A 14,013-nucleotide genomic window follows, 5' to 3' on the forward strand; every position below is an offset into this window, starting at 1 on the left:
GCTGACGTCAGCTCGAATGGAAAGGATTTTCGACGACAAGCCTCCCGAATCGCTGGCCGTGCTGGCCGTCATGCGACACGAGCACGTCGGCATTGGCGCGCAGCGCGGCTTCGAGAATCAGCGCGTCCCACCACTGCAGCCGATGCTTTTGAGCCAGCTCGGCCGCGGCCACGACGCTCTCGGCGGTGGCGCCGACCACGTCGAACGCGCACAGCTGGCTGATCTGGCTGGTGGCTTCGCGTGTGCTGAGCGGGGGCTTCAGCTTGCGCGTCGTGATGTTGTAGAACTCCTGCAGCACCTGGGTGCTGAGCGCGACCGTGTCGTCCTTGATGGCTCGGGCAAAGCGGTCGATCGCGATCTCCTTGCGGACGGGATCGCCCGCGTCGACTGCGTAGACCAGCACGTTGGTGTCGAAAAAGGTGGTCATCAGGAGGGGTAGGGACGATCGTGTGCGTCTTCGCGCGACCACTTCGCGCCCTGGCTGTTCGCCTTGCTGCGCCGGGCCGCGGCGATAAAGGCCTCGCCGGCAACCTGCTGGCGATCATTGCCCTGGGCGTAGTCAGCGAGGAACTCGCGGATGCGGGCACTGACGGACGTGCCTTCGTTGATGGCGCGTACGCGCGCCTTGCGCACGATGGCTTCGTCGACGGCGATGGTCAAATTGGTCATCCGTTTCCCCTCTGCAGCGATACGAGAACCAGTGTAGCACGTGAACCCGTGAAGTGAGATAATCGGCCGGTTCATGAGTTCCCATCCACCCCTCGCGGTGCAGGCGCGCGCGCCGCTCGCCATCGAATTTCCAGAGTCCCTGCCCGTCTCGGCGCGGCGTGACGAGATCATGGCTGCCATCGCGGGCCACCAGGTCGTCATCGTCTGTGGCGAAACCGGCTCCGGCAAGACCACGCAATTGCCCAAGATCGCGCTGGCGATGGGCCGCGGCAAGCTCAATGCACCGCCCGGGAAGGGTCGGCTGATCGGCCATACCCAGCCGCGGCGCATCGCCGCCTCCTCGGTCGCCAAGCGCATCGCGGAAGAGCTCAAGACGCCGCTGGGCGAGGTGGTCGGCTACAAGGTGCGCTTCCAGGACCGCCTGTCGCGCGATGCCTCGGTCAAGCTGATGACCGACGGCATCCTGCTGGCCGAGACGCAGACCGACCCGCTGCTCAAGGCTTATGACACGCTGATCATCGACGAGGCGCACGAGCGCTCGCTCAATATCGATTTCCTGCTGGGCTACCTGCGCGAGATCCTGCCGCGGCGGCCCGATCTCAAGGTGATCGTGACCTCGGCCACCATCGATGCCGAGCGCTTTGCGCAGCATTTCGCGTCGGCAAAAGGTCCTGCGCCCACCATCTATGTCTCGGGCCGCATGTACCCCGTCGAGCAGCGCTACCGCCCCTACGAGGAGTCGCGCGACTACGACCTCAACGACGCGATCGCCGACGGCGTCGACGAGCTCTGGCGGGACCCGCGCGATGGCGGCGACATCCTGGTCTTCCTGCCTGGCGAGCGCGAGATCCGCGAGGCCGCGGACCACCTGCGCAAGCACCTGAGCCACCAGCCGCTGCTGCGCAACGCCGAGGTGCTGCCCCTGTTCGCGCGCCTGTCGCAGGCCGAGCAGGACCGCATCTTCGACAGCCACAGCGGCCGGCGCATCGTGCTCGCGACCAACGTGGCCGAGACCTCGCTGACGGTGCCTGGCATTCGCTACGTGATCGACGCCGGCACGGCGCGGGTCAAGCGCTACAGCTTCCGCAGCAAGGTGGAGCAGTTGCTGGTCGAGCCGATCAGCCAGGCAGCGGCCAACCAGCGCGCCGGCCGCTGCGGGCGGGTGGCCGATGGCATCTGCATCCGGCTTTATGACGAGAAGGATTTCGAAGGGCGCCCGCGCTTCACCGACCCGGAGATCCTGCGATCGTCGCTGGCCGGCGTGATCCTGCGGATGAAATCGCTGCATCTGGGCGATGTCGAGCGCTTTCCCTTCCTGGAGGCGCCGCAGCGGCGCGCCATCGCCGACGGCTACCAGCTGCTCAACGAGCTCGGCGCGGTCGACGATGCCAACGAACTCACGCCCATGGGCATGGAGCTCGCGAAGCTGCCGCTGGACCCGCGCGTCGGCCGCATGATCCTGGAGGCGCGCACGCGCGGCGCGCTCGACGAGGTGCTGGTGATCGCCAGCGCGCTGTCGGTGCAGGACGTTCGGGATCGGCCTCTCGACGCGCAGCAGCAGGCGGACCAGGCGCACGCCAAGTTCGATGACGAGAAGAGCGAGTTCAGCGGGTATCTGCGGCTGTGGCAGTGGATCCATGATGCGCGCGGTGGAGGTGCGGGGGAGGGCCGCGGTGGGAGCGCGCCCACCCACAAGCTCAGCAATCGACAGTACGAGCAGCTCCTGCGCCAGAACTTCATCAACGTCCGCCGCGTGCGCGAGTGGCGCGACATCCATTCGCAACTGCTCACGGTGGTGACGGAGCACAAGTGGCGCGTCAACAGCGCGCCCGCCAGCTACGAGGCGCTGCACCTGTCCATGCTGTCGGGACTGCTCGGCAACGTGGGCTGGAAGATGGAGGAAGAAGAGGCCTACCTCGGCGCCCGCGGCATCAAGTTCCATCGGCATCCCGGCGCGCACCTCAAGAAGAAGCCCGGCCGCTGGATCGTGTGCGCCGAGCTGGTGGAGACCACGCGCCTCTTCGGCCGCGGCATCGCCAACATCGAGCCTCCATGGCTGGAGCAGGTGGCGGGCCATCTGCTGAAGAAGCAGCTGCTCGATCCGCATTGGGAGAAGAAGAGCGCGCAGGTCGTGGCGCTGGAGCGCGCGACGCTCTACGGGCTGGTGGTCTACAGCGGGCGTCGCGTGGAATTCGGCCGCGTCGATCCGGTCGCGGCGCGCGACATCTTCATCCGCGAGGCGCTGGTCGGCGGGCAGTGGGAGAGCAAGCTGCCCTTCCTTGCCGCCAACCGAAAGCTGGTGCGCGAGGTCGAGGGGCTGGAGCACAAGTCGCGCCGCCAGGACGTGCTGGTCGACGACGAGCTGATCTACGCCTTCTACGACGCCCAGCTGCCTTCCGACCTCGCCAGCGGCTTCGCGTTCGAGAGCTGGTACCGACAAGCCTCGAAGGAGGCGCCGAAGCTGCTTTACCTGACGCGCGAGGAGCTGATGCGCCACCAGGCGGCGGGGATCACGACGCAGTCCTTCCCGCCGACGCTGCGACTGGGTGGCGTGGACTGCGCGGCCAGCTATCTGCACGAGCCCGGCGATCCCAGAGATGGGCTGACGGTGACCGTGCCGCTCTTCGTGCTGAACCAGGTGAGCGAGGAGCGCTGCGAGTGGCTGGTCGCGGGCATGCTCAAAGACAAGGTGCAGGCGCTGCTCAAGAGCTTGCCGCAAAAGCCGCGGTCGCGGCTGGTGCCGTTGCCCGAATCGGCCGCACGGCTCGCCGAAGCGCTGGGGGCTCCCGAGGCCTTCGGCCACGGATCGCTGACCGAGGCGCTGCTCAAGCGGGTTCGCAACGAGGCCAGCCTGGACGTCAAGCGCACCGACTTCAAGCTCGACATGCTGCCGCCTCACCTGTTCATGAACCTGCGCGTGGTTGACGAACACGGCCGGCAGCTGGGCATGGGCCGCAACCTCGGGGCGCTGAAGGCGGAGCTGGGCGCGCAGGCACGCGGTGCCTTCCAGGCGCTGGCAGGGCTGCAGGTGAAGGTCTCGCAGGATGCGCCACCCTCCGCGGAGGCCGGCGAGGCCAAGCAGACCGCGGGCCGCGCCGCGACGAAGGAGGACGCACCTTCCCTGCCAGCGGGCCAGCGCTACACGAGCTGGAGCTTCGGAGAGCTGCCCGAGCTGATGGAAGTGCGCCGTGGTGCCCAGTCGCTGATCGGCTTCCCGGCCCTGGTCGATGCCGGCGACGCGGTGACGATCGAGGTGTTCGACGAGCCGGCGGTAGCCGCGGCCAAGCATCGCGCCGGCCTGCGTCGCCTGGTCGCATTGCAGCTCAAGGACGCGCTCAAGTACCTCGAGAAGAACATCCCGGACCTGCAGAAGATGGCGGTGGCCTACATGCCGCTGGGCACGGCCGAGGAGCTGCGCGCGCAGATTGTCGAGGTGGCGCTGGAGCGAGCCTTCCTGCAGGAGCCGCTGCCCGCCGACCAGGCCGCCTTCGAGCGCCGTGTGGAGGAGGGGCGCGGGCGGCTCACGCTGATTGCCAACGAGATTGCCCGCCTCGCGGGCACCATCCTCGCGGAATACACCTTGGCAGCGCGCAAGATCAAGGACACCAAGGTCCAGCCCGAAGCGACGGCGGACGCCGCGCAGCAGCTGCAGCGCCTGGTAGGCAAGCGTTTCGTCGCGCAGACGCCGTGGCCCCGGCTCGCGCATTTCGCACGCTACCTCAAGGCCATCAGCCTGCGGTTGGACAAGCTGCGCGCCGACCCTGCCCGTGACGCCCAGCGGCTGGCGGAGCTGCGGCCGCAGGAGCAGCGTTACTGGCGCCTGGTGGCCGAGCGCAAGGGTGCCGTGGACGAGCGCATGGACGAGTTCCGCTGGTTGCTGGAGGAGTTGCGCGTGAGCTTCTTCGCGCAGGAGCTGCGCACACCGCAGCCGGTGAGCATCAAGCGGCTCGACAAGCTCTGGGCGCAGCTTCAGGGCTGAGCATCCGAAACGCCGGCGAAAAAAAGCCCACCGGGGGGTGGGCCTTGCCGTTGCGGCGCCGGGGCGCCGCGAGCTACTTCTTCATTTCTATATGCGCCCCATCAGGAGCAGCACGATCACCACCAGCACCACCAGGCCCAGGCCGCCGCTCGGCCCGTAGCCCCAGCTGCGGCTGTAGCCCCAGCTTGGCAGAGCGCCTATCAGCAGCAGGATCAGGACGATCAGCAGGATCAGCGAGAGCGACATGGATGACTCCTTGGTGTTGTGTACCGAGGACCCATGGTCATTGGGAGCGCTGCCTTTGGCCGCCGGAAGGCGCGCCCTCCGGCGGTCAGGACTCTCCTACCGTTCGTGTCAGAGCCGGGCCAGCCGGTCGAGCGCCGCCCTGAGCGTCTCGTCTTTCTTGGCGAAGCAGAAGCGCACAACGCGCTGGTCGAAGCCCTCGGCGTAGAAGGCCGACAGCGGGATGGCGGCTACGCCGATCTCGCGGGTGAGCCATTGGCAGAAATCGGCTTCGCCCAGGTCGCTGACCTCGCGGATGTCGACGCACTGGAAGTACGTACCGGCGCTCGGCAGCAGCTTGAACCGGGTCTTCGCCAGGCCCTCGGCGAACAGGTCGCGCTTACGCTGGTAGAAGGCCGGCAACTCCAGGTAGGGCGCCGGGTCGGCCATGTAGCTGGCGAGCGCGTGCTGCATCGGCGTGTTGACGGTGAACACGTTGAACTGGTGCACCTTGCGGAACTCGGCCGTGAGCGGCGCCGGCGCCGCGACGTAGCCGACCTTCCAGCCGGTCACGTGGTAGGTCTTGCCGAAGCTGCTGACGATGAAGCTGCGCGCTGCCAGGCCGGGGAAGCGCGCGGCGCTTTCGTGGCGCGCGCCGGCGTAGACCATGTGCTCGTAGACCTCGTCGCTGATCACCAACACGTCGGTCGGCGCGAGGAGTTCCTCGAGCCGGCGCATTTCGGCCTCGGTCCACACGGTGGCGCTGGGGTTGTGCGGCGTGTTGACGATGATCGCGCGCGTACGCGGGGTGAGCGCGGCCGCGATCCTGTCGAAGTCGGGCCGGAAGCTGCCGGGTGTGAGCGGCACCCGCACCACCGTCCCGCCGGCCAGTTCGATATTGGGGGCATAGCTGTCGTAGCAGGGCTCCAGCACGATCACCTCGTCGCCGGCATGCACCACCGCGAGGATGGCGGTGATGATGGCCTGCGTGGCGCCGGCGGTGATGGTGATCTCGCTCGCCGGGTCGTAGCGGTGTCCATAGAGCGTCTCGACCTTCGCGGCGATCGCCTCGCGCAGCGGGAGGATGCCGGGCATCGGCGGGTACTGGTTGTGGCCGGCGGCCATGGCGGCAGTCACCGCATCGAGCAGCTTGGGGTCGCAGTCGAAATCGGGGAAGCCCTGGCCGAGGTTGACGGCATTCTTCTCGGCGGCCAGCGCCGACATCACGGTGAAGATGGTCGTGCCGACGCTCGGCAGCTTGGTTTGCACATTCGGAGTGCGGGCAACCGGATTGCTCACAGTTCGTAGTCCTGGTTGTGACCAGCCAATGCCTTGGCGATCAGGTTGCGGTCGAGCCGGTCCGACAGCAGCTCGGCGAATTTGAAGACGAAGTTGCGCAGGTAGGCGCTGCGCTTGAAGGCGACGCGTGCGATGTTGCTGCCGAACACGTGGCCCATGGGCCGCACCACCAGGTCGGCATTGGAGTCGTCGCGCACGGCCATCTCGGCCACGATGCCGACGCCCAGGCCGAGGCGCACGTAGGTCTTGATCACGTCGGAGTCGATGGCCTCCAGCGCGATGCGCGGCGTGAGCTTCTTCTGCGCGAAGGCATGGTCGATGCGTGTGCGGCCGGTGAAGGAAGGGTGGTAGGTGATGATGGGCTCGGCCGCCAAGTCCTCGAGATGGATGCGCTCCTTGTCCGCCAGCGGGTGCGTCTTGGGCAACACCAGCACGTGCTGCCACTCGTAGCAGGGCAGGGTCACGAGCTCGGCGTAGTCCGCGAGCGACTCGGTGGCGATGCCGATCTCGGCGATCTCATCTATCACCATCCTCGCCACCTGGTCGGGCGAGCCCTGGTGGAGGCTCACGTTGACCTTGGGATAGGCCTCGCGCAGCCTGGCCACCGGCACCGGCAGCACGTACCGGGCCTGCGTGTGGGTGGTGGCGATCGAGAGGGTGCCGCTGTCCTGCGCGCTGAACTGCTCGCCGATGCGCTTGAGGTTGCCCACCTCGCGCATGATGAGCTCGATGCTCGCGAGCACATGCTGGCCCGGCTCGGTCACGCGCTTCAGGCGCTTGCCGTGGCGCGCGAAGATTTCCACGCCCAGTTCTTCCTCGAGCTCGATGATTGCCTTGGACACGCCGGGCTGCGAGGTGTGCAGTGCCTTGGCCGCCTCGGTCAGGTTGAGGTTGCGACGCACCGCCTCCTGCACGAACTTGAACTGGTGAAGATTCATAACAAGTTCCGTCTTATTTCCGGATTCATTATGCCTTCCCGGTCTATCGAAAACGCCGGAAATGTTCAGGATCCGAGAGCCAGCCGGGCCAGCAGGTCGAGCACCTCGGGCTCTTCGCCGACGGTCCGCGCCAGTTCGACCGGCACCTGCGGGTGGGATGCGCGCAGTTCTTCGAGCAGCCGCGGCAGGTCTTCCCGCAGATGCTTGCCCATGCCGAGGAAGAGCGGCACCACACGCACCGCCCCGGCGCCACCGGCGACCAGCTCCGCCATGGCGGTTCGCAGATCCGGCTGCGACAGCTCGAGGTAGGCGCTGCGCACCTGCACTGCCGGATCGAGATCAGCCACCCGCCGCGCCACGGCTTCCACCGGCGCGCGCCAGCGGACATCGCGAGAGCCGTGCGCGAGCAGCACGATGCCGAGAGTGCGTTCCTCCATGCGCGTCGCTAGCGCCGCAGCACCAGCCAGGTGAAGGCCGCCAGCGACATCACCGAATAGATCAGGCCAGGGGCCGCGGCCGTGATCCAGGGCCACCAATTGCTCAGGTTGCCCAGGTAGCCGAACACGTTGTTCAGCAGGAAGAAGCTGATGCCGATCATCACGCCGCCGAACACGTAGGCCGTAATGCCCGCCTGGCGGAAATGCAGGTAGGCGAAGGGCAGGGCGAGCACCACCATCACCAGGCAGGACAGTGGATAGAAGACCTTGCGCCAGAACTCGATCTCATAGCGCTGGGCGGTCTGGCCGTTGGCATCGAGGTGCTGGATGTATTCGAACAGGTCGATGGTGCGCATGCGGTCCGGCCGCAGCAGCGCCACCGAGACCATCTCGTTGGTGAGCGAACTTGGCCAGTTCACGACCGGGGTTTGCGTGGTGATGACGCGGACCTTGTCGGCATTGCCCGTGTCGTACTGCTGCTGCTCTACGCCGACCAGCGTCCACACCCCGTTCGAGATGTGCGCCTGCAAGGCGGAGGTGTGCGAGACCAGAAGGCCCTTCGCGCCGAACTCGAAGATGCGCAGGTCCTTCAGCGTGCCGTCGCGCGAGATCGAGGCCACGTTCACCGCATAGGACTTGTCGCCCTGTTTTTCCCTGAGCCACGCGCCGGTGTAGCCCACCAGCGAATAGGTGCCCTGGTAGCGCGACTTCAGCAGCTGGGCGGTGCGGTCGGAAGCAGGCGAGACATAGTCGCCCACCGCGAAGGTCAGGAACACGAAGCCGAGGCCCAGCACGAGCAGGGTGCGCAGCGCACGCCAGGGGCCGAGGCCGCTGGTGCGCAGGATCGTGTACTCGGAGCTCTGCGCCAGCCGCGCCATCACGAAGATGGTGCCGATCAGCACCGCGATCGGGAGCAGCTCGTAGAGATGGCTCGGGATCAGCAGGGCGACGTACATCAGGGCCTGGGCCCCGCCGTAGCCCAGGGTGCCCGGCTGTCCGATGGACTGCAGCTCGTCGACGAAGTCGAAGAAGAAGAACAGGCTCAGGAAGCCCAGGGTCACGAAGGCCACCGCCTTCAGCACCTCGACGTAGATCAGCCGGCGAATGGTTTTCACGTTTCGGAACTCGCCGGCGACCGGCTTCGGACGGGGAACGGGTGCCAGCTCCAGTTGAAATGGCGCTTGGCGAGCCAGAGCAGGGCGAGCGCAAGCGCGCCGCCATGCAGCGCCAGCATGAAGCCACCCATGCTGTAGCGGCCCGTGCCGACCCAGTTCTGGCCGAGATTGAGCAGGTTGTAGTAGAGGACGAAGGCGCACAGCGCGAACAGCAGGTTGCCGCTGCGGCCCACGCGCGGATTGGCGCTCGAAACGGTCAGCGCCAGCACCACGAAGTTGATGGCCGCGAGCACCATGCCGATGCGCCAGGCCAGCTCGCCGTTATTGGCCACGCTGGGCTCGCGCATCAGGTTCAGGGTGGTCTTGGCACGCACCGGCGCGGCGCCGTTGGAGGGATCGATGTCGCTGCCGACCTTGGCGCCGTAGCTGCGGAACTCGCTGATCTTGAGCTCGCCGGGCAGCAGCGGGCGTTCCAGCCGCTGGCCGTTGCTCAGCATCAGGTAGCGCGATTCGCCGATGTTCTCGATGCGGCCGCTCTGCGCGGAGGTGATGATCTGCAGGTTGCGCTCGATCGAGGAGATGAACACGTTGCTGGCGGTGGCGCTGTCGGGCGTGTCCTTGTCGATGAAGAACACCCGCAGCCGTCCAGCTGACTCGCGGAACTCGCCGGGCGACACGCGTTCGATGTCGCTGCGGCGCTGGTACTGGTCGCGCATGCCCTGGGTCTGCGAGTTGGCCCAGGGCCAGCCGACCAGGGCGAACACGGCGATCAGCAGCAGGATCGGCCAGGCGAAGCGGAACAGCGGAGGCAGGAAATCGGCCAGGCCGCGGCCGCTGGAGAACCAGATCACCATCTCGCTGTCGCGGTACATGCGAGACAGCGTGCCCACGATGGCGACGAACAGGCTGAGGCTCAGGATGGTGGGCATGTAGCCGAGCACCGTGTAGGTCATCACCAGGAAGACCTCGGAGGGATTCACGCTGCCCCTGGCCGCCAGGCCGAGCGTGCGGATCAGCATCATGGTCATCACGATGGTGATCAGCACCACCAGCGTGGCCCCGAAGCTGCGCGACAGCTCCTTGCGTATGGAGGAATGGAATAACATCGTCGAGGGAAAAAAAGGATTATGGACTTTCAAATCAAGACCCTCTCCACCGCCCAGGCTGCCACTGACAAATGCGATGCGCTGATCGTGCTCGCCGCAGCCGGAGCCTCCCCCTCCAAGGATGTGATCGCGACGCTCGTGGCCGACGCCCGCAAGTCCGGCGACCTGGGCGACAAGGCCGGCAAGGTGCTGGCCTTGTACCGTCCGGCCCGTATCGCGGCGCCGCGGGTGCTGCTGGCCTCGGTGGGCGACGGCAAGCCTGCCTCGGTGCGCACCGGCGTGCTGGCCGCCGTCGCCGCGGCCAAGGCAGCGGACCCCAAGCGGGTGGCGATCGTCTTTGCCCAGCCCACCGACGCGGCAGGCCTGCGCAGCGCGGTGATCGCGGCGGCCGACGCGAGCTATGTCTACACCGCCACCAAGTCCAAGCCCGAGCCGCGCTCGATTCGCCAGCTGGACTTCGGCGTGGCCGATTCGGCGGCGCTTCGCGAGGCCTTCGGCGAGGCCGCGGCCACGGTCGCGGGCATCGAGCTGGCCAAGGAATGGGCCAATCGCCCCGGCAACCACTGCACCCCCACGATGCTGGCCGAGGCCGCGCAGAAGCTCGCCGCGCTGCCGCAGCTGAAGTGCGAGGTGCTGGGGCCCAAGGAGGTCCAGAAGCTCGGCATGGGCGCGTTCAGCGCGGTTGCGCAGGGCTCGGCCGAGCCGCTGCGCTTCATCGTGCTGCGCTACCAGGGTGCCCCCAAGGACGAGGCGCCCGTGGTGCTGGTGGGCAAGGGCATCACCTTCGATACCGGCGGCGTCTCGCTCAAGCCGGCGGCGGAGATGGACGAGATGAAGTTCGACATGTGCGGCGCCGCCAGCGTGCTGGGCGTGTTCCGCGCGCTCGGCGACATCCGTCCCTCCATCAACGTCGTGGGGCTGATCCCGACCTGCGAGAACATGAACGACGGCCGCGCGATCAAGCCCGGCGACGTGATCACCAGCATGAGCGGGCAGACCATCGAGATCCTCAACACCGATGCCGAGGGGCGCCTGATCCTGTGCGATGCGCTGAGCTACGCCAGGCGCTTCGACCCTGCGGTGGTGGTCGACATCGCCACGCTGACCGGGGCCTGCGTGGTGGCGCTGGGCGGCGTGCGCAGCGGCCTCTTCGCCAGCGACGACGCGCTGGCCGATGCGCTGCTGGAGGCCGGCGAGGCATCGCAGGACCGCTGCTGGCGCATGCCGCTCGACGATGACTACGCCGAGGGCCTCAAGACCAATTTCGCCGACGTGGCGAACGTTGCGGGCCGGGCCGGCGGCGCGGTCACCGCGGCCAAGTTCCTGCAACGCTTCGCGGGCGACTTCCCCTGGGCGCACCTGGATATCGCGGGCACGGCGTGGAAGAGCGGGGCGGCCAAGGGCGCGACCGGACGCCCCGTCGGTCTGCTGCTGTCCTATCTGCTGGAGCGGGCCCGCCAAGGCGACGCCCGGCCGGTGCCGCGCAAGGCTCGCAGGCACGCCAAGGCCCGGTAGCGGCCATGACCGAGATCGACTTCCACTTCAACACGCCGGACAAGGTGAACTACGCCTGCCGGCTGCTGCGCAAGGCCGTCGGTGCGCGGGGCGCACGCGTGGTGGTGGTCGCCGATGCGCAGATGCTCGACGCGGTAGATCTCGCGCTCTGGACCTTCGCGCCGGCGGAGTTCATCGCCCACTGCCGCAGCGATGGCGAGCCCCACACGCTTGCGAGATCGCCGGTGGTGCTGGCCGAGAGCTGCGATGCGCCGCTGCCGCATCGCCAGGTGCTGGTGAACCTCGGTCACACGGTGCCCGGCGGCTTCGAGCGCTTCGAACGCCTGATCGACATCGTGAGCGCCGACGATGCCGATCGGCAAGCCGGCCGCGCGCGCTGGCGGCATTACGCCGACCGCGGCTACGCGATCCAGCGCCACGACTTCGCAGGGAGCACTGCCTGATGTCCGCCCGTACCCCGCCACGCTTCGTGCCCACGCTCACCACCGTGCTCGAGGTGCCGGCCGGGTCAGTGCCCGCGAGCCAGCCAGTTCCCGAGCAGGCCGTCGCTGCGGACCGGTCGCAGGCCGTCGCGCTCGGTCCACAGACCCTGTTGTCGGAGGTCGAAGCCTTCCGTGTCGAGGAGCACCTGCTGCATCGCGTTCTCCAACGCGTGGACCTCTCGCTGGAGGAGCGCCTGAGCGATACGGTGTCGGCCGCAGTTCAGCAACAGCTCGACAACATGATCCCGCGCCTGCGCGACGAAATCGAAGCGGTGCTGCGCGAGTTGGTGAGCGAAGCCCTTGCCCAGGAGCTGTCCGACAACCCAGGGTCAACGCCACCTTTTCGCCCCTGATCCTTGGGCTACACTGCGCGCCAGGTCGAAGGCGCGAGGCGCTGAGGGTCTGCGGCGTGAAACTTGCTGAGGGTTCGCGCACGGATCAAAAGGCCGTATATCTAGTGTTCTTATCCACCAATACTTGGAGGTTCCTCATGCAATTGAAATGGACTGCAGTCACGCTTGCAGCACTCACGCTCGTGGCTTGTGGCAAGAAGGAAGAAGCAGCGGCTCCGGCGACTGCGCCGGCACCCACCGCGGCAGCCCCTGCTCCCGCGGCTCCTCCGGCCGATGCATTGGTGGTCAAGATCGGTCACGTCGGCCCGACCAGCGGCGCCATCGCCCACCTCGGCAAGGACAACGAGCTCGGCGCGCGCATGGCCATCGAGGACCTGAATGCCAAGGGCCTCAAGATCGGCGACAAGGTCGCCAAGTTCGAGCTGCTCGCCGAGGACGACGCAGCCGATCCGAAGCAGGGCACCGCGGTTGCCCAGAAACTGGTCGACAGCAAGGTCAACGGCATCGTCGGCCACCTGAACTCGGGCACCACCATCCCCGCTTCCAAGCTCTACAGCGACGCCGGCATCCCGCAGGTCTCGCCTTCTGCGACCAACCCCAAGTACACCCGCCAGGGCTTCAAGACCACCTTCCGCGTGGTGGCTGACGACACGCAGCTCGGCGGCACGCTGGGCAAGTACGCGGTCGATACGCTCAAGGGCAAGAACATCGCCGTCATTGACGACCGCACGGCGTACGGCCAGGGCGTCGCCGAGGAGTTCGAGAAGGCCGTCAAGGCCGCCGGCGGCACGATCGTCGGCCACGAGTTCACCACCGACAAGTCGACCGACTTCAACGCCATCCTCACCAAGCTCAAGGGCGCCAAACCCGACGTGCTGTTCTTCGGCGGCATGGACGCCGTGGGCGGCCCGATGCTCAAGCAGGTCAAGCAACTGGGCCTGAACGTCAAGTTCATGGGCGGCGACGGCCTGTGCACCGGCGAGTTGGCCAAGCTGGCCGGCGATGCGATCGGCGAAGAAATGGTGGTCTGCGCGGAAGCCGGCGGTGTCGAAGGCGACTTCAAGCAGCCGCTGGAAGACTTCAAGACCAAGTTCAAGACCAAGAACGGCGTCGACGTGCAGATCTATGCACCGTACGTGTACGACGCGGTCAACGTGCTGGCCGAGGCCATGGTGAAGGCCGGTTCTGCCGATCCCGAGAAGTACCTGCTGGAGCTCGGCAAGATCCAATACAAGGGCGTGACCGGCCCGATCGCCTTCGACGAGAAGGGCGACATCAAGAACGGCGCGCTGACGATCTACACCTACAAGGGTGGCGCGCGTACCCAGATCGCCGTGGTGCGCGGCGCGAGCTGAAACAAGCCCGCTCCATCTGCCGAAAGAAGGGCCCTCAGGGGCCCTTTTTACATGGCGCTGCGGCTGGCGTCGTTGCAGTAGTCGAAGAAGGCCTCGAGCTCCCGCGACTTGTCGAACACGGCATCAGCGCCCAACGCCCTACAGCGTGCTCGTATGTCGGCATTGACGTAGTTGCTCAGCACCACGGCGCGCTGGGTTGCGCTGCGCTGCCTGCAGGTTCTCAGCACGCCGAGGCCGGAGCCCTGCTTGAGGAACACGTCGATCACCACGAGCTGCCACTCGCCGGCGTGGGAGGCCAGCCAGGTGGCCGCTTCGTTTTCGCTGTCGGCACAACCGACGACCTGGGCGCCGACCAGGTCCTCGAGGGCAGGGATCAGGTTGTCGCGGATCGTCTTGTTGTCTTCGACAAGGAAGGTGGAGAGCGTCATACGCTTTACGCTTTCTTGCCTGTGAAGCCGAAAGCCTACCGCAATGCAGCATGCGCCGGCCCGCCCAAGCTGCTCGCGGTTGCGTAGGATAAGGCGCACGAAAAAGAGGCAGCCC

14 protein-coding genes are annotated in these 14,013 nt (G+C 67.0%); 5 read left to right on the forward strand and 9 right to left on the reverse strand.

What is annotated here, in order from left to right; translation table 11 throughout:
• Window positions 1-7: 7 nt before the first annotated feature.
• The gene (locus tag APY03_RS37300) at window positions 8-427 is read right to left on the reverse strand and encodes a PIN domain-containing protein (protein WP_068685460.1); all 420 of its coding nucleotides are present in this window, start codon (window positions 425-427) and stop codon (window positions 8-10) included.
• Window positions 427-660, reverse strand: coding sequence for a hypothetical protein (locus tag APY03_RS37305; RefSeq protein WP_198161370.1), 234 nt, complete (start codon window positions 658-660; stop codon window positions 427-429). The genes APY03_RS37300 and APY03_RS37305 overlap by 1 nt, the downstream gene beginning before the upstream one ends.
• 82 nt (window positions 661-742) lie before the next feature.
• Between APY03_RS37305 and hrpA the strand changes: the two genes are divergently transcribed.
• Window positions 743-4,648: an ATP-dependent RNA helicase HrpA gene (gene hrpA / locus APY03_RS37310; protein ID WP_068685463.1), complete on the forward strand. Its 3,906-nt coding sequence runs from the start codon at window positions 743-745 to the stop codon at window positions 4,646-4,648.
• A gap of 87 nt (window positions 4,649-4,735) precedes the next feature.
• Here the strand turns inward: hrpA and APY03_RS41005 are convergent, their stop codons facing one another.
• The 6 genes from APY03_RS41005 to lptF all read right to left on the reverse strand — a co-directional run bounded on the left by APY03_RS41005 (window position 4,736) and on the right by lptF (window position 9,765).
• Window positions 4,736-4,894, reverse strand: coding sequence for a DUF3309 family protein (locus APY03_RS41005; protein ID WP_083944858.1), 159 nt, complete (start codon window positions 4,892-4,894; stop codon window positions 4,736-4,738).
• A gap of 108 nt (window positions 4,895-5,002) precedes the next feature.
• The gene (locus tag APY03_RS37315; RefSeq protein WP_269475624.1) at window positions 5,003-6,139 is read right to left on the reverse strand and encodes a pyridoxal phosphate-dependent aminotransferase; all 1,137 of its coding nucleotides are present in this window, start codon (window positions 6,137-6,139) and stop codon (window positions 5,003-5,005) included.
• Between the two features lie 26 nt (window positions 6,140-6,165).
• Window positions 6,166-7,107, reverse strand: a complete 942-nt coding sequence (locus APY03_RS37320) for a CysB family HTH-type transcriptional regulator (RefSeq protein WP_068685467.1) — start codon at window positions 7,105-7,107, stop codon at window positions 6,166-6,168.
• Between the two features lie 65 nt (window positions 7,108-7,172).
• Entirely contained in the window at window positions 7,173-7,544 is a 372-nt protein-coding gene (locus tag APY03_RS37325) for a sirohydrochlorin chelatase (protein WP_068685469.1), read from the reverse strand.
• Window positions 7,545-7,552: 8 nt separating this feature from the next.
• The gene (lptG, locus tag APY03_RS37330) at window positions 7,553-8,659 is read right to left on the reverse strand and encodes an LPS export ABC transporter permease LptG (protein ID WP_068685471.1); all 1,107 of its coding nucleotides are present in this window, start codon (window positions 8,657-8,659) and stop codon (window positions 7,553-7,555) included.
• Window positions 8,656-9,765 (reverse strand): LPS export ABC transporter permease LptF, encoded by a 1,110-nt coding sequence (gene lptF / locus APY03_RS37335; protein WP_068685474.1) that lies wholly within the window; start codon window positions 9,763-9,765, stop codon window positions 8,656-8,658. Before lptF ends, lptG begins: the two co-directional genes overlap by 4 nt.
• A gap of 21 nt (window positions 9,766-9,786) precedes the next feature.
• Between lptF and APY03_RS37340 the strand changes: the two genes are divergently transcribed.
• The 4 genes from APY03_RS37340 (at window position 9,787) to APY03_RS37355 (ending at window position 13,470) form a co-directional block, all read left to right on the forward strand.
• Window positions 9,787-11,280 carry a leucyl aminopeptidase gene (locus APY03_RS37340; protein WP_068685476.1) on the forward strand — a complete coding sequence of 498 codons (1,494 nt, stop codon included), beginning with the start codon at window positions 9,787-9,789 and terminating at the stop codon, window positions 11,278-11,280.
• 5 nt (window positions 11,281-11,285) lie between these two features.
• On the forward strand, window positions 11,286-11,723 hold the full coding sequence (locus APY03_RS37345; RefSeq protein ID WP_068685478.1) for a DNA polymerase III subunit chi: 438 nt from the start codon (window positions 11,286-11,288) through the stop codon (window positions 11,721-11,723).
• Entirely contained in the window at window positions 11,723-12,115 is a 393-nt protein-coding gene (locus tag APY03_RS37350) for a hypothetical protein (protein WP_068685480.1), read from the forward strand. The genes APY03_RS37345 and APY03_RS37350 overlap by 1 nt, the downstream gene beginning before the upstream one ends.
• Before the next feature lie 137 nt (window positions 12,116-12,252).
• Window positions 12,253-13,470 carry a branched-chain amino acid ABC transporter substrate-binding protein gene (locus APY03_RS37355; protein ID WP_068685482.1) on the forward strand — a complete coding sequence of 406 codons (1,218 nt, stop codon included), beginning with the start codon at window positions 12,253-12,255 and terminating at the stop codon, window positions 13,468-13,470.
• A 47-nt stretch (window positions 13,471-13,517) separates the two neighbouring features.
• Here the strand turns inward: APY03_RS37355 and APY03_RS37360 are convergent, their stop codons facing one another.
• Window positions 13,518-13,898 (reverse strand): response regulator, encoded by a 381-nt coding sequence (locus APY03_RS37360; protein ID WP_068685484.1) that lies wholly within the window; start codon window positions 13,896-13,898, stop codon window positions 13,518-13,520.
• Window positions 13,899-14,013 lie beyond the last annotated feature (115 nt).

This window comes from Variovorax sp. WDL1 (assembly GCF_001541225.1).
Classification (GTDB): Bacteria; Pseudomonadota; Gammaproteobacteria; order Burkholderiales; family Burkholderiaceae_C; genus Variovorax.

Excerpts from the sequence above, each read along its gene's own strand:
- APY03_RS37320 (WP_068685467.1), bottom strand. The coding sequence starts at position 7,107 with ATGAATCTTCACCAGTTCAAGTTCGTGCAGGAGGCGGTGCGTCGCAAC.
- APY03_RS37340 (WP_068685476.1), top strand. The coding sequence starts at position 9,787 with ATGGACTTTCAAATCAAGACCCTCTCCACCGCCCAGGCTGCCACTGAC.
- APY03_RS37360 (WP_068685484.1), bottom strand. The coding sequence starts at position 13,898 with ATGACGCTCTCCACCTTCCTTGTCGAAGACAACAAGACGATCCGCGAC.
- APY03_RS37300 (WP_068685460.1), bottom strand. The coding sequence starts at position 427 with ATGACCACCTTTTTCGACACCAACGTGCTGGTCTACGCAGTCGACGCG.
- APY03_RS41005 (WP_083944858.1), bottom strand. The coding sequence starts at position 4,894 with ATGTCGCTCTCGCTGATCCTGCTGATCGTCCTGATCCTGCTGCTGATA.
- hrpA (WP_068685463.1), top strand. The coding sequence starts at position 743 with ATGAGTTCCCATCCACCCCTCGCGGTGCAGGCGCGCGCGCCGCTCGCC.
- APY03_RS37350 (WP_068685480.1), top strand. The coding sequence starts at position 11,723 with ATGTCCGCCCGTACCCCGCCACGCTTCGTGCCCACGCTCACCACCGTG.
- lptF (WP_068685474.1), bottom strand. The coding sequence starts at position 9,765 with ATGTTATTCCATTCCTCCATACGCAAGGAGCTGTCGCGCAGCTTCGGG.
- APY03_RS37325 (WP_068685469.1), bottom strand. The coding sequence starts at position 7,544 with ATGGAGGAACGCACTCTCGGCATCGTGCTGCTCGCGCACGGCTCTCGC.
- APY03_RS37355 (WP_068685482.1), top strand. The coding sequence starts at position 12,253 with ATGCAATTGAAATGGACTGCAGTCACGCTTGCAGCACTCACGCTCGTG.
- APY03_RS37345 (WP_068685478.1), top strand. The coding sequence starts at position 11,286 with ATGACCGAGATCGACTTCCACTTCAACACGCCGGACAAGGTGAACTAC.